The 22,162-nt window shown below is 46.3% G+C and carries 20 protein-coding genes; 6 read left to right on the top strand and 14 right to left on the bottom strand.

All coding sequences use genetic code 11. The features are described from left to right. Window positions 1-139: 139 nt before the first annotated feature. Complete coding sequence (locus NSS79_RS24275; protein WP_342436458.1) at window positions 140-1,333, bottom strand: transposase; 1,194 nt, start codon at window positions 1,331-1,333, stop codon at window positions 140-142. Between the two features lie 72 nt (window positions 1,334-1,405). Then, a complete protein-coding gene (locus NSS79_RS24270; protein WP_342440429.1) occupies window positions 1,406-1,876 on the bottom strand; it encodes an SMI1/KNR4 family protein in 471 nt (156 codons plus the stop codon). A 275-nt stretch (window positions 1,877-2,151) separates the two neighbouring features. On the opposite strand from NSS79_RS24270, the gene NSS79_RS24265 reads away from it, so the two are divergent. Then, the gene (locus NSS79_RS24265; RefSeq protein ID WP_342435569.1) at window positions 2,152-3,345 is read left to right on the top strand and encodes a transposase; all 1,194 of its coding nucleotides are present in this window, start codon (window positions 2,152-2,154) and stop codon (window positions 3,343-3,345) included. A 444-nt stretch (window positions 3,346-3,789) separates the two neighbouring features. Here the strand turns inward: NSS79_RS24265 and NSS79_RS24260 are convergent, their stop codons facing one another. From NSS79_RS24260 to NSS79_RS24220, 9 genes are all read right to left on the bottom strand, one after another. After that, on the bottom strand, window positions 3,790-4,218 hold the full coding sequence (locus tag NSS79_RS24260) for an SMI1/KNR4 family protein (protein WP_342436457.1): 429 nt from the start codon (window positions 4,216-4,218) through the stop codon (window positions 3,790-3,792). A 251-nt stretch (window positions 4,219-4,469) separates the two neighbouring features. Then, entirely contained in the window at window positions 4,470-4,883 is a 414-nt protein-coding gene (locus NSS79_RS24255; protein WP_342436456.1) for a hypothetical protein, read from the bottom strand. 1,078 nt (window positions 4,884-5,961) lie between these two features. Beyond that, window positions 5,962-6,645, bottom strand: coding sequence for an Imm3 family immunity protein (locus NSS79_RS24250; protein ID WP_342436455.1), 684 nt, complete (start codon window positions 6,643-6,645; stop codon window positions 5,962-5,964). Window positions 6,646-6,659: 14 nt separating this feature from the next. Further along, window positions 6,660-9,497: a deaminase domain-containing protein gene (locus NSS79_RS24245; protein WP_342436454.1), complete on the bottom strand. Its 2,838-nt coding sequence runs from the start codon at window positions 9,495-9,497 to the stop codon at window positions 6,660-6,662. Window positions 9,498-9,655: 158 nt separating this feature from the next. After that, window positions 9,656-10,108, bottom strand: a complete 453-nt coding sequence (locus NSS79_RS24240; RefSeq protein WP_342436453.1) for a DUF4280 domain-containing protein — start codon at window positions 10,106-10,108, stop codon at window positions 9,656-9,658. A gap of 27 nt (window positions 10,109-10,135) precedes the next feature. Further along, a complete protein-coding gene (locus tag NSS79_RS24235) occupies window positions 10,136-10,771 on the bottom strand; it encodes a hypothetical protein (RefSeq protein ID WP_342436452.1) in 636 nt (211 codons plus the stop codon). Beyond that, complete coding sequence (locus NSS79_RS24230; RefSeq protein ID WP_342436451.1) at window positions 10,768-11,298, bottom strand: hypothetical protein; 531 nt, start codon at window positions 11,296-11,298, stop codon at window positions 10,768-10,770. Before NSS79_RS24230 ends, NSS79_RS24235 begins: the two co-directional genes overlap by 4 nt. Before the next feature lie 13 nt (window positions 11,299-11,311). Then, on the bottom strand, window positions 11,312-12,415 hold the full coding sequence (locus tag NSS79_RS24225) for a pentapeptide repeat-containing protein (RefSeq protein ID WP_342436450.1): 1,104 nt from the start codon (window positions 12,413-12,415) through the stop codon (window positions 11,312-11,314). Window positions 12,416-12,436: 21 nt separating this feature from the next. After that, window positions 12,437-13,927 carry a hypothetical protein gene (locus tag NSS79_RS24220; protein WP_342436449.1) on the bottom strand — a complete coding sequence of 497 codons (1,491 nt, stop codon included), beginning with the start codon at window positions 13,925-13,927 and terminating at the stop codon, window positions 12,437-12,439. A 266-nt stretch (window positions 13,928-14,193) separates the two neighbouring features. Here NSS79_RS24220 and NSS79_RS24215 point away from each other — a divergent pair, with 266 nt between their 5' ends. Continuing rightward, window positions 14,194-14,505, top strand: a complete 312-nt coding sequence (locus NSS79_RS24215) for a hypothetical protein (RefSeq protein ID WP_038595125.1) — start codon at window positions 14,194-14,196, stop codon at window positions 14,503-14,505. Between the two features lie 215 nt (window positions 14,506-14,720). Further along, window positions 14,721-15,152 (top strand): hypothetical protein, encoded by a 432-nt coding sequence (locus NSS79_RS24210; RefSeq protein WP_342436448.1) that lies wholly within the window; start codon window positions 14,721-14,723, stop codon window positions 15,150-15,152. A gap of 136 nt (window positions 15,153-15,288) precedes the next feature. On the opposite strand, the gene NSS79_RS24205 is transcribed toward NSS79_RS24210, so the two are convergent. The 3 genes from NSS79_RS24205 to NSS79_RS24195 all read right to left on the bottom strand — a co-directional run bounded on the left by NSS79_RS24205 (window position 15,289) and on the right by NSS79_RS24195 (window position 18,406). Continuing rightward, window positions 15,289-16,860 carry a cellulase family glycosylhydrolase gene (locus NSS79_RS24205; RefSeq protein ID WP_342436447.1) on the bottom strand — a complete coding sequence of 524 codons (1,572 nt, stop codon included), beginning with the start codon at window positions 16,858-16,860 and terminating at the stop codon, window positions 15,289-15,291. A 168-nt stretch (window positions 16,861-17,028) separates the two neighbouring features. Next, the gene (locus tag NSS79_RS24200; RefSeq protein ID WP_342436446.1) at window positions 17,029-17,388 is read right to left on the bottom strand and encodes a flavodoxin domain-containing protein; all 360 of its coding nucleotides are present in this window, start codon (window positions 17,386-17,388) and stop codon (window positions 17,029-17,031) included. Between the two features lie 181 nt (window positions 17,389-17,569). Then, window positions 17,570-18,406, bottom strand: coding sequence for an AraC family transcriptional regulator (locus NSS79_RS24195; RefSeq protein ID WP_342436445.1), 837 nt, complete (start codon window positions 18,404-18,406; stop codon window positions 17,570-17,572). Window positions 18,407-18,570: 164 nt separating this feature from the next. On the opposite strand from NSS79_RS24195, the gene NSS79_RS24190 reads away from it, so the two are divergent. The 3 genes from NSS79_RS24190 (at window position 18,571) to fabZ (ending at window position 22,162) form a co-directional block, all read left to right on the top strand. Continuing rightward, the gene (locus tag NSS79_RS24190; protein ID WP_342436444.1) at window positions 18,571-20,412 is read left to right on the top strand and encodes a heparinase II/III family protein; all 1,842 of its coding nucleotides are present in this window, start codon (window positions 18,571-18,573) and stop codon (window positions 20,410-20,412) included. Window positions 20,413-20,471: 59 nt separating this feature from the next. Beyond that, complete coding sequence (locus tag NSS79_RS24185; RefSeq protein ID WP_342436443.1) at window positions 20,472-21,614, top strand: glycoside hydrolase family 88 protein; 1,143 nt, start codon at window positions 20,472-20,474, stop codon at window positions 21,612-21,614. Window positions 21,615-21,733: 119 nt separating this feature from the next. After that, the gene (gene fabZ / locus NSS79_RS24180; protein ID WP_342436442.1) at window positions 21,734-22,162 is read left to right on the top strand and encodes a 3-hydroxyacyl-ACP dehydratase FabZ; all 429 of its coding nucleotides are present in this window, start codon (window positions 21,734-21,736) and stop codon (window positions 22,160-22,162) included.

Genomic DNA, 22,162 nt, shown 5'->3' with positions numbered 1-22,162 from the left:
CCAACTACTCTTCTGTATGAGCATTTTGCATAATTCAATTTTCAATTCAAAGTCAAAGTCGGGCCACTTCCAAAGCTCCGTTTTTGATATTTGGGTTATAAGTAGGCAGACGGACAGAATTTCGGTGAAGCTGAAATTTTTAAGCGGCGTTTTGTACTCGTTGCTTCGCGATGGCAAGCGCAGAGGCAAGTAACACAATTGCATTTAAATATTGGTAAGTTGTCACTTTTTGAATACCCCAAACATGGAGCTGGTCAGCGGTTAAATAGGTCTTCATTCGAGAATTGCAGCGCTCCACACTGGTTCGTTTATTGTAAAGTTCTTTCCAGCCTCGGCTTTCCCGGTGCGGCAGCGCATAGCGCCGGAGATCCATTTGACTATTGATTTTAACGACCATTCCATAATTGGAAGACGAACAAGCGGCCATGCCCAAAGGACAATCTACTTGACCTGTCGCATGCGGACAACGGAATTTCAAATGTGTTTTCTCTTGACCCCAATACGTCATGGGAAAACCCATCGAACAACAGGGGGTGCCTTTGCGGGTGATCCCAGCGGGCGGTTCCTTTTCATTCCGTGGATTGAGAGGGATAACGGCTTGGGCCTTGACGTTCCGGGCCGCCTCGTAGTTTTTCATTTGGTCGTAGCCCGCATCCAGCATGAAGAATTTCGCCTTGGATTTCGCAGCGGCAAGCGCTATGAGCACAGGCCCTTCGTCTCCGTCGTTCACATGGGCAGGGGTCACCTGGAGTGCCATGGGAAGTTCGCTCTTTGCATCGACGGCCAGATGCAGCTTATAGCCAAACCACTTGACTTTGTTGCCAAAGCTATCAAATTTCGCACCCCAGTTGGCATTGCCGGTAAGTTCACTTTTTCGTTTGGGTTCTTTTTTTTCGTAGGCGTGAATGGCTGCACTGTCGATCGCGACATGAGTGCCGGCGATGATTCCAGCCTCTTGGCACTGAGCCACAAGATCCTCAAACAACTGCTTTGCAAGGCTTTTGCGAGTCAACTCGGCAAAGACTCGGCTTAACGTGGAAATCGAAGGGGCGGGGAGATCCAGCCGAAGTCCACATTGGTAACGGAAACGAAGGTCAAACTCCAGTCTGCGCGCTAGGCCGGTGAACGTATCGATGTTCTCTAAGGGAGCCGCGAGTAACGCGCGAAGAATGCCTTGCCGACAGTGTCCATCCGCTCCTCGGGGTGAAGGATTCCTCAATTCTCTCGCATAAGGACGCAGGTCAAGTGCGCTGAAAAAGATGGGCAGACGTTCTTTGGAATCAATTTTTTGAAGCTCCTCAAAGGAAAATAGACTTTCTTGGAGAATATACATAGTGACTTCACTCCCTTGGGTTTTCTCGTTTGGTCACTTGAAAACTTCTCCAAGTTGGGGTGAAGTCCTTTTTTATGCTTGAAATTGCTTTGTGTAACAAGGGTTTAGATTAATGCAAAATGCTCGTATATATAAATTTTCTAAAAAAACCTTGAAATTCTGAGAAATAAAATACATATTGCCCATATCTTCCGCGTCTTCGTCATGAATCCCAAAATAAATATTTCCGAAACACTTCTCAGTAAGACCTATGCAAATTTGATTTCCACCAGAATCATCTGCAATTGGTAAAAATCCTGCATTAAGTATATCGTCAAAAATATCTATTTTTTTGTCTAAATTATCATACATTCCTCCAATGCCATAGAAAATATTTACCATACCCTTACCTTGCTCCTCAGACATGGTGAAGTAGTATGGTTTAGGATAGCCCCCATTGTATCTCAATAAAAAATCTCGATAATGGTTAGGAAGTTGTACTCCAATGATTTGCTCAAAAACTTGAAGTCTAGCTTCTGTTAGAACTTCTTGATTGCTTTGCATTTCCAAATGAATCTCCTCCTGTTCCGGTTTACAATGGACCGTCCGCCCGTGTGCTCATGTATGTCTTTTCAGTGAAGAAAGCTCGTAGTAGTTTGGCAGCCCTTCCTTGAAAATATGAACCAATTCACATTTCTTTCCTGATTATTAATTGAGCATTTTGCATTAATCTAAGTCCTTGCTAGACAAAGGAATTTCGAGCATAAAAAAGGACTTCACCCCAACTTGGAGAAGTTTTCAAGTGACCAAACGAGAAAACCCAAGGGAGTGAAGTCACTATGTATATTCTCCAAGAAAGTCTATTTTCCTTTGAGGAACTTCAAAAAATCGAATCGAAAGAACGACTGCCCCTCTTTTTCAGTGCACTGGACCTGAGACCGTGTGCGAGGCAATTGAGAAATCCTTCACCCCGAGGAGCGGACGGGCACTGCCGTCAAGGCATTCTTCGCGCATTACTCGCGGCTCCCTTAGAGAACATCGATACGTTCACCGGCCTAGCGCGCAGATTGGAGTTTGACCTTCGTTTCCGTTACCAATGTGGGCTTCGGCTGGATATCCCTGCCCCTTCGATTTCCACGTTAAGCCGGGTTTTTGCCGAGTTGACTCGCAAAAACCTTGCCCAGCAGTTGTTTGAGGATCTTGTCGCTCAGTGCCAAGAAGCTGGAATCATCGACGGCACTCATGTCGCCATCGACAGCGCAGCCATTGACGCCTACGAGAAAAAGGAACCCAAGCGAAAAAGCGAGCTCACTGGCAATGCCAACTGGGGTGCAAAGTTTGATACCTTCGGCAACAAAGTTAAGTGGTTTGGCTATAAGCTGCATCTGGCCGTCGATGCCAAGAGTGAACTTCCGATGGTGCTAAAGGTGACGCCTGCCCATGTGAACGACGGAGACGAAGGGCCTGCACTCATGACGCTTGCCGCTGCGAAATCCAAAGCGAAATTTTTCATGCTGGATGCAGGCTATGACCAAATGAAAAACTACGAGGCGGCCCGGAACGTCAAGGCACAAGCCATTATTCCGCTCAATCCCAGAAATGAAAAGGAACCGCCAGCGGGGATCACCCGCAAAGGCACACCTTGCTGTTCGATGGGCTTTCCTATGACGTATTGGGGACAGGAGAAGGCAGATTTGAAATTCCGTTGTCCACATGCGACAGGACATGTGAATTGCCCTTTAGGCATGGCCGCTTGTTCGTCCTCCAATTATGGAATGGTGGTCAAAGTTGACAGCCAAAAGGATCTCAGACGTTACGCTCTACCGCATCGCGAAAGCCGAGGCTGGAAGGAAATTTACAATAAACGAACCAGTGTGGAGCGCTGCAATTCTCGAATGAAGGCCTATTTAACCGCTGACCAGCTCCATGTTTGGGGTATTCAAAAAGTGACGACCCACCAATATTTGAATGCGATTGTGTTACTTGCCTCTGCACTTGCCATCGCGAAGCAACGTGTCCGAGACGCCGCTTAAAAATGTCAGCTTCACCGAAATTCTGCCCGTCTGCCCACTTCTAACCCAAATCTCAAAAACGGAGCTTTGGAAATAGCCCTCGACTTTGACTTTGAATTAAAAATTGAATTATGCAAAATGCTCAATTGTATACATTAAAACTACCTCCAATCAATTCAGCCTTACATCAAACAGGCCGATTTTAAAATGGATATTGCGCAGGGAAGAGGGGACATGGGCGTCAGGACCATTTGTTTTGGGATCAGGCAGGTTCAGCTTACGAGAGAGGAAAAGGACCATTTCGATTTCCGTGCAGTTCTCAGACCGGGGGAGAAGTTGCTAGCGTAATTGTGCGTACAAGTAAAATGGAAGAATTCTTATACTGATATTAATTGAGTTAGGTCTGCTTGGGCTAAGCCGCTCGAATCACTCGGCATTGGGTGGGGTGTATATTAGAGCCAATCCCTAATATAAGTTATCAAAAAAATCATTAAAACTGGTTTTTAAAAAAATCATGTTTTCCATTTCTTCATCTGACTCCATATCATGCATCCAAAAATATATTTTTCCAAAGTATTTCTCACTAATTCCAATACAAATCTCATTTCCTCCTGGATCACTAGCAATTGATATAAAACCTTCAGGCAGCTCACCATCTAAAATCTCAAATACCTTAGCCAAATTCCCCTTCATATCACCGATCCCGTAAAATTTATTTACGACACTTTCACCCGCTTCATCAGAAATCTTAAATGTAGATGCTTTAGGATACCCACCATTATTTTTAAGCAAAAAATCAATATACTGTTCAGGAAGCTTTAGAACATATTTACCTTCAAATTCACGAATTTCATTTATAGTTATTCTCTTGTTTCCTCGATCCATATTCGCCATAGTTATTTTCCTTTTTAATTTTCTATTTTACTGTAGACTGACCACTGAAATACCTAAACTCTCTATGTATATCTTCATCGACAAGGATCATTGTCTTTCTATATTATTGGGCTTTATGAGTTAATTCTATATATTTGTTCTTCACCAGTTCCACATACTCTTCTAGATACTCAACCTCATGTTCATCCAAGCTGTCCAGATAGAGACGTGGCTATCTCATTAAGAACCTAATTAACATCTAATCCACAAAATCACAAATGGATTTTCGAAAGGAAATCTTGGAGCATTTTCTTTGCTGGTAGGCTAGCAGTGTGTAATGAGTCATTTATACGTTGGAGTATATTTGGGTTATCTAATATCATTTTCTTAATTTCTTGATTTGTAAAACTTCTTAGTGTGTCAATACATATTTCGAATAATTCCTCATCATTCGTACTGAGCAATGATAATAAAATGTTGAATTCATTTACATTGCATTCATTATCCAAACAATACGCTAATTTTCTCTGCCACTCTATAGGTTTATTTTGCACTTGATTAGATAATTCAACCCAATCACTTGGGGTAAACTCCGAAAGCATCTCGCTTGCAATGACACAGCCATCATCGTACCACGAATCTACTGATGCATCAGCCGATAAAAGGTTATCTAGTTCTTTGTACATATTAGAGGCCTCCATTTATATTTGAATTAAAAACCTGATAGGCGAGACGCTTAATCTTACCTGTTGGTTAACCACTTGTTACATCGTCACCAACTTTAAATATATCAATTTCCACAGCATTCGTCGTGGCCCTTTTAGAGTTGCTCCAATCTCTTAATCTTGTAGAAATAGCATGCTCTTTTTTAGGTTGGAAATATTTCAGTCAGGGAACTGCTTTGTAAAAACTACATTCTTTGTATCATCAGCATTAGTTGATAATACTTCAACTGCGAAATTATCGTTAGCATTATTAATACTTTGCGAATGTCCTCGCGGGTACTCTCCTGATTCTAACGTATCAATCTGTCTTTGTCTCTCGGGAGAGAGCCGCTTTACACTGATATTCATTTTTCGGGCAACGCTTTGCATGAAGCCTTTGAGAGAATCCAAATTCTTTGGCAGGCGGAGGGCATGAGTCTTGAGTTTGCCGTCGCCGAGCTTGGCTATCGCATCTTTAATATTTCCGAGCCCTCTGAACAGGGGAGAGCGGACGTGGGCACCAGGCCTTTGAGCTCAGGCAGGCCCATTTTACGGGTGACGGAAAGGGGGCTTTTCGAATTCTATGCTGTTCCCAGAGCGGGAGAGAAGTTGTTGGCAATATTCATCTTATAACGCTGGTGTTAAGACTAGCGGTGTGAAAAATAGGTCAATCATAGTAGCTTTTGACCATAATCGACCTGTTTTATGTAACGATTTAGTGTTAGTTAGGTTATGCTTTTCGAGCATTACTTTGCGTACAAGCGAATTAAAGAAAATTTGATACGGGTATTACATAGTTAAATGTGTCATTGGTTATATGATGGGTTCATTCAGCACTGGGTAGCCCCAGCTTGTGGCTCAAATTCTTCTTATAATTTGACATGGTAAGGTTAGCTCTACAGAGCTATTAATCTTGACTATTTAGGGCAAAAGAAAACCACAATACGGGCGGCTATCTCGCATTGTGGCGTTGTTCGTTGTATTGTACGCTCTTTATTTGAATACAATCGACGCTATTTAACGAGTTGAAAAGTTCAACCACTAATTTTTAGACTGAGCCTTATTTATTATTAACTTCCTCCAAAACCTTATCTATTCGTCTTAACAACTCCCGCCCTTCTTCCTCGGTTAATTCATAATGGGAATTATCAAAATATCTATCTTCAAGTTCATTAATAATGTATTTTGGTATTGTTTCATCAAGTCGTATTAAGTTTTCTGCAATTGTGGTGTACACAATCTTCTTTGCACACACTCTGTACCTAAATTCCCTTTCGAATTTATTTAAAATGTTATCAATTGTATTGTTATCATTTTCTTTCTCAGAAAAGTAACGCTCGACTATATCTACGATTTCATCATAAAACCATCTTGCTTTTGGACAAAGATCTACTGGCATTTTTTCGAGTTCTTGCAATACTCTGTTTCTCCGCAAATAAAGTTCTTCATACTCTTTTTCATTTAATTGGCCTTTTTGAATATAGTCCTTTAGTTGGTGAAAATCTATTAGTTCAAGGTCTCTAATGTAATTTTCCTTTGTGTTCTTATAGATCCGTGGCTGTTTCACTTTTAATTCCGCAGAAATAACCCTCAAAACAGCCTTCTCCATATCATCTGAATTTTTCTCACTGTAGTGCTCGTCAAAAGCTCGAGCAACTGCTTCATTTGGACTCTGATTCTCTAACTTGTACTCTTCATACTCTTCAACAAACGACTCTATTAATTCATTATAATTCCAAGGCATATTTTTCTCCCCTATTATGATTTTTTAGATATCTTAACATCGTTATTATGAATTACTTCTACTTTTATTCCAGGATAATCTTTTGTGAAATTATATATAATATCATTACAACTCGCACAAGTATCGTTTTCGGTAAACAGTTTTATTCTTCCCTTTATATCCGGATTAGGTGGACCAAGCTTATTAGCTAAGTCATTAATCATTTTATATTCTGTATCTCCCTCCCTTGGAAAAATATCACCTTGTTTATTTGGAGCATCTTTTGCAGGATACCTTATTGTTTCCGGTTTGTATGAAAAACCATCATAATTCATATTGGGTTGATGAGCCGGCGGTGGACCATTCACTTGACTATGTGCATAAAATTCAGTTTTTATATTTGGAACATCAACTTTAACTTCCATATATCCAAAATTTGCCCCACCTTTATTTAATGCGCCATTTGAAAGTCTTTGTTTTAACTCGGCAACCCTATCAATAATATATCCCTCAGTATCCATGTCTATGGATCTGGTAGGGAATTTTTTGTTAACATCTATTGTATCTTTACCCGTCCCCCCAGCCCGGCCTGAGTACTCTCCTGATTCTAACGCATCTTTCTGTCTTTGTCTCTCCGGGGTGAGCGGCGTATCCGGACCTTTGGAGCGGGAAGAGTAGGGCTCCAGATCATGAAATTGCCAACGGCCTGCGGCGGTGGCAGGGTCGGGGGAGAGCCGCTTTACACTGATATTCATTTTACGGGCAACGCTTTGCATGAAGCCTTTGAGAGAATCCAGATTCTTTGGCAGGCGGAGCGCATGGGTCTTGAGTTTGCCGTCGCCGAGCTTGGCTACCGCATCTTTAATATTTCCGAGCCCTCTGAACAGGGGAGAGCGGACATGGGCACCAGGCCTGGGTAATTTGGGATCAGGCAGGCCCATTTTACGGGTGACGGAAAGGACCTTTTTCGAATTCCGTATTGCTGCCAGACTGGGGACGAAGAAGCTGCTGGCAATATCCATCTCAAAAAGGTCTTGTCCGCCTTGAATCTGTCCGATCTCATAACTTTCTTCTGGAGTGAGCGTTAGCGGGTTATGATACGCATTCGCTTTTTGCTGATTCCGTAAGAATTCTGCACTCCCCTCTATGAAGCTGTCCTTGGCCTTCTCGAATTCGGCAGATACTGACTTTTCACCGGTAATGAGATCTTCTGTATAATCTACCGTATTTAGAAGCCCGGCGAAGGTGGAATTCCGTTCTTCAAGCGGTGCGACTTCAGTGCCGCCATTTAACATGCTATATAACTTTCTGGCTTCCTCATCTTGATTACCGGAAAATGCCATATCTCCGAAATCCACCACGGTATCCCAGAGTCCCTTTGCTGCGTCTTGTAAGATGTCGAGGTATCCTTCAGCTTTTTTATCCGCAATTAATAACTGGTGCTGCTTGGTCACCGCTTCGATTCCCAGAGTGCTTACCTGCTGTTCAAAGGCTGACAAAATAGGTTCCGGGTAATATTCATGCATGGAGCCCTTGAGCTCAATCTCAGAACTGACGTTGTTCACTTCCTGTGCCAGATCCAGTGTAGTGGTCGTTGTATGTAATTGCAGGCTGTTGGTGCCTTGGATCATAATGTTCGCGGCATCCAGAGTGAGTTGGCTGCTGGCCTGAATCCAGATCCGCTGGGTACTGTTCAGGTTGACACCCAGATGGTTGTTCATCGAGATGTACAGTGCGCCCTCTTGGGCCGTCATATGCAGCTCCGAGTTGCCCAGAGACACTTCTTTTCCCTGTGGATTGGCAAAGGATTTGATGCCGGGATCAGCCATTTTGCGGCTGTGTCGTTCGGCTGGAGACTCCACAGATCCATTTTGTCCCGGTGAGGAAAGAAGGGCAGTAGAGGCAGAGGGCTTTGTGCGCACTGATTGAATCACTATTGCATCGTCTTCGTCGGCACTTGGGAAATATAATTTCACCTGTGCTCCGCGTTCAGGCATCATATACCAGACCTGGCTGCCTTCGGCAGAGTAGGGGAACCAGCGGGCTTCCGCAGCATTTTGCCGGTTATCCATGTCTAAATGCAAGCGTACCTGATTGCGGCTGACCTCGAGAATTTTGCCTTCAATCGCTGCCCCAATAAGGATACGGTTATAAATTTTTGGAACCTTGATCCCTTGCGGGATCGCACATTCATACGACCAGGTCATGAGACCGCGAATCATCTGGCCTTCCCGCTTTGTGATGATGAACGTCTCCTGATTGCGCTCGACTTCATCTCCCAACTGCAGCATCTGATCCCATTCAAAGGTGTAACGGGTATAATCTCCAATGCTGGCAGTATTCCAGCCGTTGGCTTCCTGATCCAGATAAGGTGGGATACTACGCTGCATTGCAAAAGGAACACCTTCTAATTGTATGTATTTCCGTGCTTGCGGAATCCCAATCCAGATCTGTACACGTTGTGAGGTCACGTTAGGAACCAGTACGGCGCCTACATGTGAAGCCAGGCGCTGCAAGAACGTCCAATCCGTCTCCTGATACTGCATAATGAACTGACCTGTGTTCTTCTTCTCGAAGGCTTCATCTAATTTGTCTGAGCCTTTATAATCTGCCAGCACTGCATCTACAATCTCTACGTATCTCTGATCCACTTGTTGGAAGGAACGGTTCTTGAGCTGTGTGTCCAACTTGAAGCTATGGGAAATGACATCCAGAGTGACCATAACTTCCCGATTCAAATGCTGAACATCCACGGCATACAATTGTCCCATGAACAAAGGATACTTGCGGGCATTGTCATCCGTGACCCACAGCTCGACTTCGTCGTCACTGCCCGCTCTGGTTATCAGAGTGTCGGTCTGGTCAGCTTCCATGCTTCCGGTGATCAGCAATTTCGCATGTGCTCCAAGCTCTTGGGTCAGCTTTATCTGCTGTAAGCGCAGATTGCCGTAGGGCCAGACCACATGCAGCTGATGAGAAGCAAAGCGGTCTTTTACTGCGTTGTTCATCCCATGTCTCCTTGCTGATTAGATTAAAGGTCTTGTCCGTCATCTGTAATCGAAATGATTCCACCGCCGCCGACAGAAGGGAGAGGGGAGACCTGTGCACCAATAGCCAAAATGTCTAACCCTGGGCAGCTGCATACTAACTTGGAGTCACTCAGCAGGGCAGGAGCCCCGTCGATCAGTACATCCTCTTTGCCCCCTGTCCATTTCGAAGCCAAGGCAATTTCCGGTTCGCAGGGAGCGCCCTTCAATTTGCAGAACCCAAAGGCATTAATTTTACTGATATTAACTCCGCTAACTGCGTCGTCGATGTTCAGGAGGGGTTTGCTTTTAATATAGACCCCATGACTGAACATTGTATTGAGTACGCCGGGGTCTGTCCCCATACTGCATTTCAGGGCAGCCCCCCGAACCACAAAGCTTTGTTCACCCTTTAGCGCACCTTGCACCAAGGCACTCAGTAACATAGGCAGCAGCATATGTATCCCTCCATAGATAATATATTGTCAAGAATCAAGGTTATCCGACCAAACCGCATGATGCAGCATAGCATAGGTTAAAGGCACCCATAACGATGCATCCTCCAGCTTGAACTGGCAGCTCCCGATATAAGCTTTGCCGCGCCAAGAACGGACAAAGGCAATCTGATAAAAGGGAATGGGAGTCAGCAGAAAAAGAGATTCAGAGCAGCCGATTGCGGCACCTTGAATAAGCAGGAATTTGTGGTTGATCAGTTTCATCTTTGAGTGCTTGCGGGTTGTATGCTCTATCATCTGTTGCAGATACGATTCTAGCTGCTCTTGTTCCAATTCATGGTTGGTTGGGCGCAGACCCAGCACAATTCCATTAGCCTTGTCTTGAACAACAACACCGCCCAACGAATTGCTGCTTTGTTCCGCCGAAACTTCCGGAATCAGAGAACGGGGAATCGATAGGGTGAGTTGATCCTCAAAAGCTTGTAGGGTGTGAAAATGGATGACTTGTCCATCCGGCAAGGTCAGCGAACCACTCGATAATCCCTCAATTGCCTCTTCCACAGAGAAGGTCATCCATTCCTGGTCCTGCTCTGCCAACTCCAACTCCTCTTGCAAGACTTGCTGATTGTGCAGCTTCAAAAATAATTCATCCCAGTGCGCGGTCATAGCCCGGCCCCCTTGCAGAGTTCTGCCATTTGCAGGCGATAACCGCTTAACCCCCGGCGGAGCAAGCTCTCCGCTGCCTCCAGGCTAATGATGTAATGAGGTTCTCTTATCCCTGATAATCGAAAAAAATGATGTCCCTTCACTTTAGCTGCATCCAGCACGAGCTGCTTCAAGGTATGATCGTGCGGATACCACTCGGTCTCTCCTGAAATGCCGTCCAAAGCCGGTACATGGGGAGTCCAATATAAGACCTGCTGTTGATCTTCCCGATTTATGACATACAGTTGTTTAAACCGAGCTTGCGTATTGTACAGTTCCAAGATCCGTTTCATGGAATCGGAGAGCAGTGGGTTCACTGCGGCTGACAGAGGCAGCCAGTCTGTGAAATCCTGCTCTGCTGCAGCCTGTACCTCCAGTACTTGAGCCGGGGGCATTTGCGTGAAGGGGGCTTTTAAGAGAGCCATATTCACAGGTGTAAGCTCGCGGGAGATCCGGTTGTCATTCTGCAGAATATAATAGTGGCGCATGACCATGTCCTCCTTATTCGATCCATACAATGGATTGGCGCTGCGTATCACTGAGCTGCCAGTGCTGTTGGAACATTCGCGGAACCCGGGTTCCTAGCATGGAAGCTCCTTCGAAATAGGCATGCTCAAACGCTTGGACAGCCGTGAAATCTGCGGCATCCAGATTGGCATGCTCAAAGTGGATTCCCACTAAACCGGGCAACCGCAGTCCCTTGTTCCGGTAGGCTTCTCCGCTGGCCTGACTGAAGTCCACACCTTTCATATGGGCGTACCGAAAGTCGGCATCTGTAAGCAGACAACCACGGAAACTACCGTCTTCCACATCCGCTTGCTGCCAGCGGCTCCCCACCAAGTTACAGCTGTGATACCGGCTTCCCTGCAGATGGCTGTGACTGAAATCGTTATAGCGCAGGTCCTTGTCCATAAGCTCCAGATGATGAAGCGAGAGGTGCTTCAGATTCTCGTAGATGAAAGGTTCCTCTGTACTGGCTTGCATCAACTGCTCTCTTATTTCATCCCCTTGTGGGAGGTGTTCGTCGTCGACATATATATTTTCACTGATATCCATATACTCACCCGTGCGAATAAGCAAACGTTCCGCTTTCAGAATCGTCTGATATTCGGGCATCAGGACAGCCTCCCCTATGGCCAAGCGCAGGATTGAACTTACAAATTGATGGAATAAAGGCATTGACTCCAACAACAGCCGTTCGATGTCTGCCGGATTTAGCACACCCATATATCGCTTGCGCTCCTGCTCCAAGGTTGACAGCATGGTACTTATTGGAGCAAACGCCCAAGAGGCGTCATAGGTGGACTTGCAGTCCGAGTCATCCTCGTACCACGCCGTATCGTAAGCCTCAGTTATATAATGGTAGGTTTGTTCAAGCACTTGGGTACGTAAAAAGGAATAGTGAATATAGCCTATGGGACCTTTCAGCTCCCGCTGCTGCATGCTGTGGATGTGGAGGCATAAGGATCTGAAAGACGCCTTGAAACCGCTGATCAGCTGGCTCTGTTCCCGGTGATATGCCGTTTCCAGCAAGTTCAGTTGTGCATCCAGCAAAGGGTTAAAGTATTGTTCTCTAAAATGCTGCAAAGCTGCTTGTTTGTCCATATTGACTGCCTGTCGCTCCTGTTAGTTCATTTTAATTTCCGTACCGGAAAAAAGTGTTTTGTCATCCAGTGTAATGGTGTTGCCTTTCCCGGACAGCTCGATTTTGGATGCAGACATATAGATGCTGCCCGATTTCATGACCAGGTCGGTGGTGGCGCTAATATTCACATTTTTACTGCTGACAATATCAATTCCGGTCTTATCGTTGATAACGATGGACATGCCGCTGCCGGAAATGACGATTTGATCCGGGGCCAGCATAATTTCTTTACCGTATTTGGTGCGCAGCGTTTTGATCGCCGGATCTGCCATGCGGTCTGGTGCAGGTGCGGCTGCCGTCAGGGACGAAGATGATTTGGCTTCAGAAGATTGAGCAGCAGTAACGGATGCAGCAGAAGCGTGCTCGGTAGGAGGCACTTCTCTTTTTACCGAGCTGATGGCATACCCTTCTTCCTCTTTGTAACCGGGAAAATAGATGCGGATATGATCGCCTTCTTCCGGCATACAGTACCAGCCGGTGTTGTCTGCTGAGGCGTAGATGGTTGAGTAGGGGAACCAGTAATCGGTATTCGGATCCTGCTGGTCATCCATATCAAGTGAGGCGCGGATTTTGTCTCCACGAACGCTGAGCACTTGTCCCTGAATCGAAGCGCCGATGATAGAACGGTTGTAGTCTTTAATAGGCCGCAGTCCACTGCGCGGTGACAGCTTGCATGTATGGACAAGCACTCCTTCTTGCATTTCCGACACTACCTCGGCCACCAGCAGGAGACGTCCTTGAAACTTGACCTCATATCCGGGCTCAAGCAGTTTATCCGTTACCAACTCATATTGGATAAAGTCCGCATCTCTCACCCCGGGAATATGATTGTCAGTAGCAGTCTGATAAGCACCGATCCGCTTGCTCACTTTGAAGTTGGGCGATTGGATCTCTCCCTTGCTCAAGCCCATGGGCAAACCGAAATAGAACTTGGGCACCCCATAGCCGACTGCAGGAATGAGCGGGGAGTAAAAGTGAGAAGCCATACGTTTGAGGAAACTCCAATCGGTCTCATCATATTGCATGATAAAGGTGCCAATCGGCTGCTTGCCGCTGGCAACATCCATGGTCTCGGCATGCGGATAAGCGGACATAATGCTCTCAATAAGGCCTGTGTATGTAAGTCTGGGATTCTGGAAAGAGCGTTTGTGGCGCTTAATATCCAGTTCATAAGTATGGGAGATGGCTTCAACATTGAGGTAATGAACACCATTCACCACTTTCTCTTCAACATTCAGGGCGAGACCCCGAAATAGTGGATGGCGCTTGCCGTTCTGATCGGTAATAAAGGCTTTGACCTGAGTTTTATCATCGGAGGCTCGTATGTACAGTTCCCGATTGTTCTCGGAGATGATTCCGGTGCAGATCATGCGGGCATGCTCATTGACGGTTTTGGTAATTTTCAGTTCATGAAGACGTACAAAGTTATAGGGCATGATCTCGATCTGACCGTAAGTCACGGTGTGTTCCATGGGCAGCCTCCTTCTGGGCAATATTAATGTAATTGCTTGAATATCCAACATATGTATTTATCGGTGCAATGAGGATATTTATTTACATAAAGCTCCATAGATTGGGATATTTGTACTTCGGATGATCATTCTATTAATGTTTGTTGACTTAAACATTGGAACTTCTAAACATCTTGACAGTTAGTTCTTTGTGGGTTAGTATTAAGAAGCTTCTGAATGCTAGAAGGAAAGCAAAATATACGAAGGTAGGAGAGGTGCTGTTCATTATGAAATACGATGGAAGTCAGGCTGGCACAACAGCGGTGTCCAAGATACAGATGTATCTCACAGGAAAGCCGTTTAACCGGAATGAGGCTACACAGATAATAGAAGGCCTCAAAAGCTACAATAGGAACCGCAAGTATGGGGAAGAACTTACTGGATCATGTGAGGAAATTTTCAGCTATTTTAAATTCAAAACAAAAAACAGATTTACAGACGAATTAGCATATGACAACTTCTTTAAGAAAAATGGGATTACAGATTATGCAACACTTGAGATTCAAGCAGAAGACTACTACGAACGCTACAAGCTTTAAGAATTATAATCACTTTATCCCCGACCTACGTGTGAAAACCTTGAGAAATCAAGGTTTATTTTTTATAGAGAACTATAGAATGTAAGTTTAATCTTTACTTTTTATTGCAACTTCTAAAGTTCAGAAGTTTTTTTGGTTGTATGCATACTTTTTTACTTGTATACTTAAAGCGAATATAGGATTGTGCAATTTATAAAGAGTAGGAGCTGATCAGAATGAGTGGAGAACAATTTAGCTCAAACGCTGAGGAAATCAGATATTATATTAAACAATTGCTTCAAGATGGTGCGATACATGGCATTGAAGAAATGCGAAGTTATGTTGAACGGCATTCTTCCAACGGTGCGAATTTTACTACTGGTATGTATACAGGGGCAATACGCGATCTTGTGCGTAATGGCGGGGGGCATTATGCCAATCCGGTTCGGGGCGGCTATCAATTGGTTCGAGAGCCAATCGTGAAGTCGGCAGGCTCCGAGTTGCGTCAAAATGTGCTTACCGTGATCGATAATACATGTGAATCTCTAACAGAAGCATGCACGATTAATATAATTGGACTTTCGCAGGCGGAATTAGCTGTCGCGAATAAGGTAGCTGATCTAATAGCCTATTTGAAATCAGCCGCTGATGAAATTCGGCAGGAATAATAAGTCTTTAATAAGTTTGCAGTCCAACTAACAATAGAAAAGCGGCGATCCTTCGGACCCCGCCCGTCTTACAGGTAAAGGCCAAATGGGCCACCGCTATAGGATTACTTCAGTAATGGGGATAGAAAGTCACATTTTAAGGCCGAATGCCGGATATGAGGATGCCGTTCTTGTGCAGGGTAACATGATCCCATGTGCTGAAATCCACTTTGCTTGGGTCAAAGGAGTAGTCATTGGCTTCGTTGAAATTACTCCAGTCGCTTTTATGCAGGCGCAGCTGGATATCTCCGGTCTGTCCCCCGGCAGGAAGACTGCCTGCGTTTGAACCAAAGGTGAGCTCCACATAGGAATCAGCGGAAGTGCCGCTGAAGTTGCCGAATGCGGTAGTGATGTTGGCTGCACCGATTTGCGCCCAATCAATAACGGTATTCAGCGATTGTGCCCCATCCTTGGTGAAGTAATAACGTATTTGTAAGTCACTTAAGCTGACTGCGGATGGCCCATTGTTCTTGATATTGAAATGGGGTTTGATCTGGTTGTCATTGATGTTCGTATCCGCAGCCCGGTAGTAGAGGGCAAGTCCTGTGGGGGTTGCAGTTGGGGTGGGTGTAGGTGCGACGGTTGCTGTTGGTGACGGCGTTGTTGGGGCTGGAGTTGGAGTTGGAGTGGTTCCATTGTCGGGAACAGGTACATAACCGGGCGTTGTATAGATTTTGTTCAGAACAGAGGTTGCCTGTGTGCCGTACACACTGTTCACAACGGTATTTCCCCATTCCGAGAGCGTGCCTGCCGGACCGCTGGCCAAATCCAGATATTCGACACCGCCGCCATTACCGTACCAGGACCAGGCCAGCCAGCCTACTCCTATTTGCTGCGAATAGCTCATGATCGTCGCTTCATCAACATCGCCGCTGGTGTGCTTGTACCCAAATTCTCCAATAATAACCGGCAGACCGAGGGCCAGAACACTGTCGATATTGCTTTTGACTGTTGTGGCTGTGCCACCGGCATACTCATACATATGAATGGAGAAAATCGTATTTTTGAGCGGATCGGAGCTAAACACTGCATTGCCGCTGTTGAAAATCGAACCTGGATATTGTCCCCAACCGGCGGAATCTACGACCAGCGTATTTCTGATTCCCGCGGCCCGGAGGGCAGGAATGGCGGATTGATAGCCGCTGGCCCAGGTAGCCGTACTCCAGGAACCAAACCATTCGTTGGCAATGTTGACGATGACCCGGTCTTCCTTGCCGATCAGCGCATCCTTTATGCTAATCCAGTAATTTACGGCAGCGTTCAGATCAGAGACGTTGTCTGAACCTGTGGCATCATGCACTTCAAGCATAGCGGTCAGCTTGTACTCATCGCACAGCGCCAGAATATGCTGGACATCTGCCACACTGTCGAGGGACCATTTGCTTCCGTTCGAAAGCACGATGCGAACGACATTGGAGCCGGTGGCCGCTATGGCCGGAATGGCCGTTTCCAGGTCGTTTTTGTACCAGGTATGTGCATGGTTAATGCCTCTCATTACGAAAGGGCTATTGGTTGCATCGTACAAATTGGAACCGCTTACATAAAATCCTTTGACTGATGTGCCTGCCGCTGCTGCCTGCTTCTGAGGGAGTGAGAGGGAGAGGATGAGGACGCAAGCCAGAGCCACTAGACTAATGCTGCGGAACGAAAATAATTTGCCGGATTTCATTCATAGTTCCTCCTCAAATGGATATTGAACTTGCTTCGGAAGCCAGCACTGCCGAAAGAAATGGAGAATTCAACTGAAGGGTACTCACAGAAGCATAAGTTAGGCTTGCAGCATTGATCACCTCCCATATATATCCAACATAACATAAAAAGGTTTATATGGGAATGGTTACAGAGCATAGGCCTTATAACCGCCAAAGGATTCAAAGCAGACCGCTGCTTTTTTTAGTTCCTCAGGAAAATTCGTCTCGATGATTTCTTCTGTTTTTTTTGGCTTTTCGTTGCAAATGTAGTAACCCACACGCTTTTTCAGCAGTTCAGTTTGATTTTTTTTGATGAAATCGCGGATCGGTTTATACAGCTTTCCGTCTCTTACTCCAGCTCCAAGAATAACACTATCAAATTCCTCTAGGTTTGGTTTCCCGGAATCAATATTGCAAAGCGTACAGTGAGAAAGCTCTTCCGATAGGATTTTGGCACATTGCTCTGTGGCTCCTGATTTTGTAGCGTATAAAACGACTAATGACATTGTTCCGCACCCTTTCAGATAAGTATGTTGGATAAACGAGAAGATTCTTTAACAATTATCTAGTTTATCAAGATATATTAGTTTTAAGTATTGATCGAAACTTTGTCAAGCAAGGTGCGAGATGTATGGTGAAGTGGACTTGCTCCGCTGCTGCAAAGACACCGGCTAGTGGGCCGGTTTCTCAGGTGCTTTTGCTATATTTTCCGGGAGAAACTCCGGCAATATTCTTAAAGGTGCGGATGAAATTGGCATAATCATTAAAACCTGTCAGGTAGCAGGTCTCGGATACTGATTTTCCTCCAGCCAGCAGCTGCTTGGCCAAAGCTATTTTTTTTAGCAGTACATAGCGGTAAAGGGTGCCCCCGGTTTGTTGTTTGAACAGGTGGCTTAAATAGTATTTATCAACGGCCAGCTCACTGGAAACCTGCTCCAGCGAAAGGCCGGTATGCAAATGGTTGTCGATATAATGGATTGCCGATTCGATCAAGGCGGAAATAATGCTGGGAACCGGGGAATGTGACTTGTTGTAGAGACCATTGATGAATACCAGCAACTGCACAAGATAGGTCAGGGAGAGCACATCGCTGCCATACTGCGGGTGGTTTAACGCATCAATCAGCCGGGAAGCCAGCCGCATATATTCATTCAATTGAGGTTCGTCCATATGGGAAATGTTCTGCTTGCCCGGTTGATGGTTCTGGAAGCAGGCCAGGAGATTCGTCTCCGCGGTACAGAAGGGGTACACCAGCTCTGCTTTGAAATGGATGGTTACCCGCTCATAGGGTCCCGGTGACAAATTAATGATTTTATGGATTTCTTGATTATTGAATACCAGCACAGACCCTCTTTGCAGCGGATAGCAATACTGGTCCACGAAGCCGTTCACTGTTCCGTTCAGAAAGAGAAAAATTTCATAATGGTCATGAATGTGAAAATCTTTTGTAGGCGATAAGGGTGAATTTCCGATTCCCGCCAACAAGGGCGCGGCAATTTTCTCATAATACTGGGAATGTTTCATAGGTTTAACGGCCTCCACATATAGCAATATTCGCAAGAAATCAAACATTAATCGCAAAGAACTTGCATTACTATAAAGGTAAACTAGGAGGAGAAATAACTCAATACGGCAAACAGTATTCGGTTGGTTGATATGAAGGGATGGACTGATCAGGAGGGTTAATAATGCTCGAAATCAAGGAAATAAGAGAAATGCTGCTGTGCACGGAATCGTCCAAGCTGTATCTGGCTGATTATCCGGAGACGCTGAGGCAGAAGATGCTCGGTTCGCCGGCATTGCAGCCCATGCTGGCAGAGATCCGGGCGGAGGCTGAAGCGCTGCTGGCGACAACGATTCCAGAGCTTTCTTACACATTATTTCGGATTTATTTCGAAAGAGGCACCCGGATGGAGTATGAGACGGCCTACTTCAATAGGAGAAACCGGCTGAGAACCTTTGGGCTGCTGGCATGGCTGGAGCCGGATAACCCAGTGCTCCGTGATGCGCTGTGCGATACCTTATGGGCAGTCTGCGACGAGTATACCTGGTGCGTTCCGGCACATCTCGCCGGTGAGGCGGAGAATGATCCCGCGCTTCCCGAAGCTTCAATTGCAGCGGGCAAGGAGGTTCCGGCAGCCACAATAGATCTATTCTCGGCTGAAACCGCTTTTGCACTTGCAGAATTACTGCATCTGCACGGGGATAATCTGCCGCAATTAGTGCGTAAACGGGTCATCTCCGAGGTGCTTCACCGTGTGCTGATTCCATTCACCGAGCGCAGCTTTTTTTGGGAAGAATCCAAGCATAATTGGGCGGCCGTCTGCGCAGGTTCTGTCGGAGCCGCAGCATTGTATATCCTGGACAATGCTGAGGATACGGCGGTCGTGCTGGCCCGTGTACTTCCCGCAATGGACAGCTTTCTGTCAGGCTATCCTGCTGACGGCGCGTGTACGGAGGGGTATGGTTATTGGCAATACGGATTCGGATTTTATGTTTATTTTGCGGATCTGCTGAAGACCCGGACTGATGGAGCACTCGATTTGCTGGCAGAACCTAAAATCCGGCAAATTTCCATGTTTCAGCAAAAAGCATTTCTTGATGGGTGCCATACCGTGAGCTTCTCCGATACCCGGACAGTAGCAGGCGTGTTTATGGGCTTGTCCCACTATCTGCATGCCCGGTTTGAAGAGGTTGACATACCGTCGCGCAGTTATGAGGCCGCTTACATGGAGGATCATTGCTACCGCTGGGCTTCGTCATTACGCAATCTGATCTGGCAGCATGGGGAAACGGAGGGACAGCCCTGGAGGCCGGCTTCCTACTACCTGCCGGAAGCGCAGTGGCTAATTTCCCGGCATGAATCGCAGGGACGGCGGTTTGTATTTGCCGCCAAGGGCGGGCACAACGATGAGCCGCATAATCATAACGATGTCGGCAATTTCATCCTTTTTGCCGAGGGGACGACACTGTTGGCAGATATGGGGTCCGGGCAATATACCAGCGGATATTTCGGCCCGGAACGCTACAATATTCTGTGCAATGCAAGTTTCGGACACTCTGTTCCTATTATCAACGGAATGGCCCAGTCGCCGGGCGGGCAGCACCGGGCAGCCGATGTTCAGATGGAGAGCGGGGAGCTGACGGAAACCTTCTCGCTTGACCTGGCCCAGGTCTATGAGGATAACAGTTTGCTGCGGCTGAAACGCCGGTTCACATGGACCAAAACAAGTCAGCCCGTGCTTATGCTGGAGGACAGCTATCAGTTTACCTCTCCGCCGGAATCTGTTACGGAGAGATTCATTACCCCGCTGAAGCCGCGGGTTGAAGAAGATGCAGTCATCCTGTCTTCGGATCAAGCTGCGTTAAGGATTGTCTTTGACAATAAGCTGCTGGCCCCGGAAATCCAGGAATTGCAGCATAAAGCTCATCGTGGATGCCTGATAACCTTTTATGCCCTTGATTTTGCGGTGATCCGCACGGAGCAGAACATGAAGCTGTCACTGCGCTTTGAGTTGTCCGGAGGATAACGTCCGCTCTCTTAAGAGCAGCAAGAATACCTACTAAGAAATAGGGAGAGGATCAGAAGATGGAATATCATTTGACAACCGATGACCGGCAATGGCTGGAGGGAATATGGGGAAATATCCGCAAAAAAATGGCTGTGGAATGTGAAAGAATCGGCACAGACATTCCATTCGAAGCCGAGAACGGCAAATATATAGATAGGGGCAAGCAGGACATTTACTGGTGGACCAACGGCTTCTGGCCGGGAATGTTATGGCAAATGTACCATGCCACCGGAGAAGAGCTTTACCGGACCACTGCGGAAGGCGTGGAAGCCCGGCTGGACGAGGCGCTGGAAGGCTTCGAGGGATTGCATCATGATGTAGGTTTCATGTGGCTTCATTCCGCCGTGGCGAACTACCGGATCACCGGGAATGAAAAGTCGAAAATCCGCGGATTGCACGCCGCGTCGCTGCTGGCTGGCCGTTACAACCCGCTGGGACAATTTATCCGTGCCTGGAATTCTCATTCCGGGAATGATTGTACAGGCTGGATTATTATTGACTGCATGATGAATATCCCGCTGCTCTATTGGGCCTCCAAGGAAGTTAATGATCCCAGATTTAAAGCGGTTGCCATCCATCATGCGGACACTGTGCTGAAGACAACAATCCGTGGTGACGGTTCTTCGAATCATATTGTCATGTTGGACCCCGAGAACGGGGAGTTTATCGATAATCCCGGAGGTCAGGGGTTTGACAGCGGTTCTTCGTGGAGCAGAGGCCAGGCATGGGCGGTCTACGGGATGGCTCTGAGCTATAAACACACTGGAAAAACGGAATATCTCGATGCAGCAAAGCAGGTAGCCCATTATTTTATCGCAAATGTTGCAGAGACCGGCTACATCCCGCTCGTGGATTTCCGTGCTCCGGAGGAACCGGTATGTTACGACACTACTGCCGGGGTATGTGCGGCTTGCGGTCTGCTTGAGATTGCCGGGCATATCAGCGAATACGAGAAACCGCTGTATATCCGCTCCGCTATCAAGATTCTGCAGGCGACCGAGCGTAAATACTGCAATTGGAATCCTGAGGAGGATTCGATTGTCAGCGGTGGTACGGCAGCATATCACAGTGAAATCAAAGAAATTCCGATTATTTACGGAGACTATTTCTTCATTGAAGCTGTGTTGAGATTGCTGGATAAAGATATTTTCATCTGGTAGAGCTGAGCTTCAGCCTATAACTTTTATAAAAATGGGAAGCAGTGAGAGTTTAACTCGCTGCTTCCTCTTTTTTATAATGTGGTAAAATGGTAATGATTTGAACCGGAAGGAGTCGTTCTATGTTTGATATTAATAGAATCAAGGAGCTAATCCCGCACCGATATCCATTTCTATTGGTCGATAGAGTCATCGAGCTTGAAGAGGGGAAACGAGCGGTAGCGATTAAAAATGTGACGGTTAGTGAGCCGTTCTTCACGGGACATTTTCCCGAGTACCCGGTTATGCCGGGGGTGCTCATCGTTGAGGCCTTGGCACAGACCAGTGGCATCGCCATGTCCAGTTCAGAGGAAGACAGCAATAGAATTGGACTGTTGACGGGCATCGACAATTGCCGTTTCAAACGTCAAGTAAAGCCGGGGGACCAATTGCGGCTCGAATTCGAAGTTACCCGGGTGAAGGGACAGATTGTCAAAGGCAACGGAACCGCCACCGTCGACGGAGAACTGGTCTGCCAGGCGGAGATCATGTTTGCCTTCAGTAGCAAATAA

This window comes from Paenibacillus sp. FSL L8-0436 (assembly GCF_038593025.1).
Classification (GTDB): Bacteria; Bacillota; Bacilli; order Paenibacillales; family Paenibacillaceae; genus Paenibacillus_AQ.
Note: the sequence above shows the minus strand (reverse complement) of the source record. Positions and strands in the feature narration are given on the sequence as shown.

What these genes read in the sequence shown, in the direction of transcription:
- NSS79_RS24275 (WP_342436458.1), bottom strand. Translation starts at nt 1,333, where the DNA reads ATGTATATTCTCCAAGAAAGTCTATTTTCCTTTGAGGAGCTTCAAAAA.
- NSS79_RS24270 (WP_342440429.1), bottom strand. Translation starts at nt 1,876, where the DNA reads ATGCAAAGCAATCAAGAAGTTCTAACAGAAGCTAGACTTCAAGTTTTT.
- NSS79_RS24265 (WP_342435569.1), top strand. Translation starts at nt 2,152, where the DNA reads ATGTATATTCTCCAAGAAAGTCTATTTTCCTTTGAGGAACTTCAAAAA.
- NSS79_RS24260 (WP_342436457.1), bottom strand. Translation starts at nt 4,218, where the DNA reads ATGGCGAATATGGATCGAGGAAACAAGAGAATAACTATAAATGAAATT.
- NSS79_RS24255 (WP_342436456.1), bottom strand. Translation starts at nt 4,883, where the DNA reads ATGTACAAAGAACTAGATAACCTTTTATCGGCTGATGCATCAGTAGAT.
- NSS79_RS24250 (WP_342436455.1), bottom strand. Translation starts at nt 6,645, where the DNA reads ATGCCTTGGAATTATAATGAATTAATAGAGTCGTTTGTTGAAGAGTAT.
- NSS79_RS24245 (WP_342436454.1), bottom strand. Translation starts at nt 9,497, where the DNA reads ATGGAAGCTGACCAGACCGACACTCTGATAACCAGAGCGGGCAGTGAC.
- NSS79_RS24240 (WP_342436453.1), bottom strand. Translation starts at nt 10,108, where the DNA reads ATGCTGCTGCCTATGTTACTGAGTGCCTTGGTGCAAGGTGCGCTAAAG.
- NSS79_RS24235 (WP_342436452.1), bottom strand. Translation starts at nt 10,771, where the DNA reads ATGACCGCGCACTGGGATGAATTATTTTTGAAGCTGCACAATCAGCAA.
- NSS79_RS24230 (WP_342436451.1), bottom strand. Translation starts at nt 11,298, where the DNA reads ATGCGCCACTATTATATTCTGCAGAATGACAACCGGATCTCCCGCGAG.
- NSS79_RS24225 (WP_342436450.1), bottom strand. Translation starts at nt 12,415, where the DNA reads ATGGACAAACAAGCAGCTTTGCAGCATTTTAGAGAACAATACTTTAAC.
- NSS79_RS24220 (WP_342436449.1), bottom strand. Translation starts at nt 13,927, where the DNA reads ATGGAACACACCGTGACTTACGGTCAGATCGAGATCATGCCCTATAAC.
- NSS79_RS24215 (WP_038595125.1), top strand. Translation starts at nt 14,194, where the DNA reads ATGAAATACGATGGAAGTCAGGCTGGCACAACAGCGGTGTCCAAGATA.
- NSS79_RS24210 (WP_342436448.1), top strand. Translation starts at nt 14,721, where the DNA reads ATGAGTGGAGAACAATTTAGCTCAAACGCTGAGGAAATCAGATATTAT.
- NSS79_RS24205 (WP_342436447.1), bottom strand. Translation starts at nt 16,860, where the DNA reads ATGAAATCCGGCAAATTATTTTCGTTCCGCAGCATTAGTCTAGTGGCT.
- NSS79_RS24200 (WP_342436446.1), bottom strand. Translation starts at nt 17,388, where the DNA reads ATGTCATTAGTCGTTTTATACGCTACAAAATCAGGAGCCACAGAGCAA.
- NSS79_RS24195 (WP_342436445.1), bottom strand. Translation starts at nt 18,406, where the DNA reads ATGAAACATTCCCAGTATTATGAGAAAATTGCCGCGCCCTTGTTGGCG.
- NSS79_RS24190 (WP_342436444.1), top strand. Translation starts at nt 18,571, where the DNA reads ATGCTCGAAATCAAGGAAATAAGAGAAATGCTGCTGTGCACGGAATCG.
- NSS79_RS24185 (WP_342436443.1), top strand. Translation starts at nt 20,472, where the DNA reads ATGGAATATCATTTGACAACCGATGACCGGCAATGGCTGGAGGGAATA.
- fabZ (WP_342436442.1), top strand. Translation starts at nt 21,734, where the DNA reads ATGTTTGATATTAATAGAATCAAGGAGCTAATCCCGCACCGATATCCA.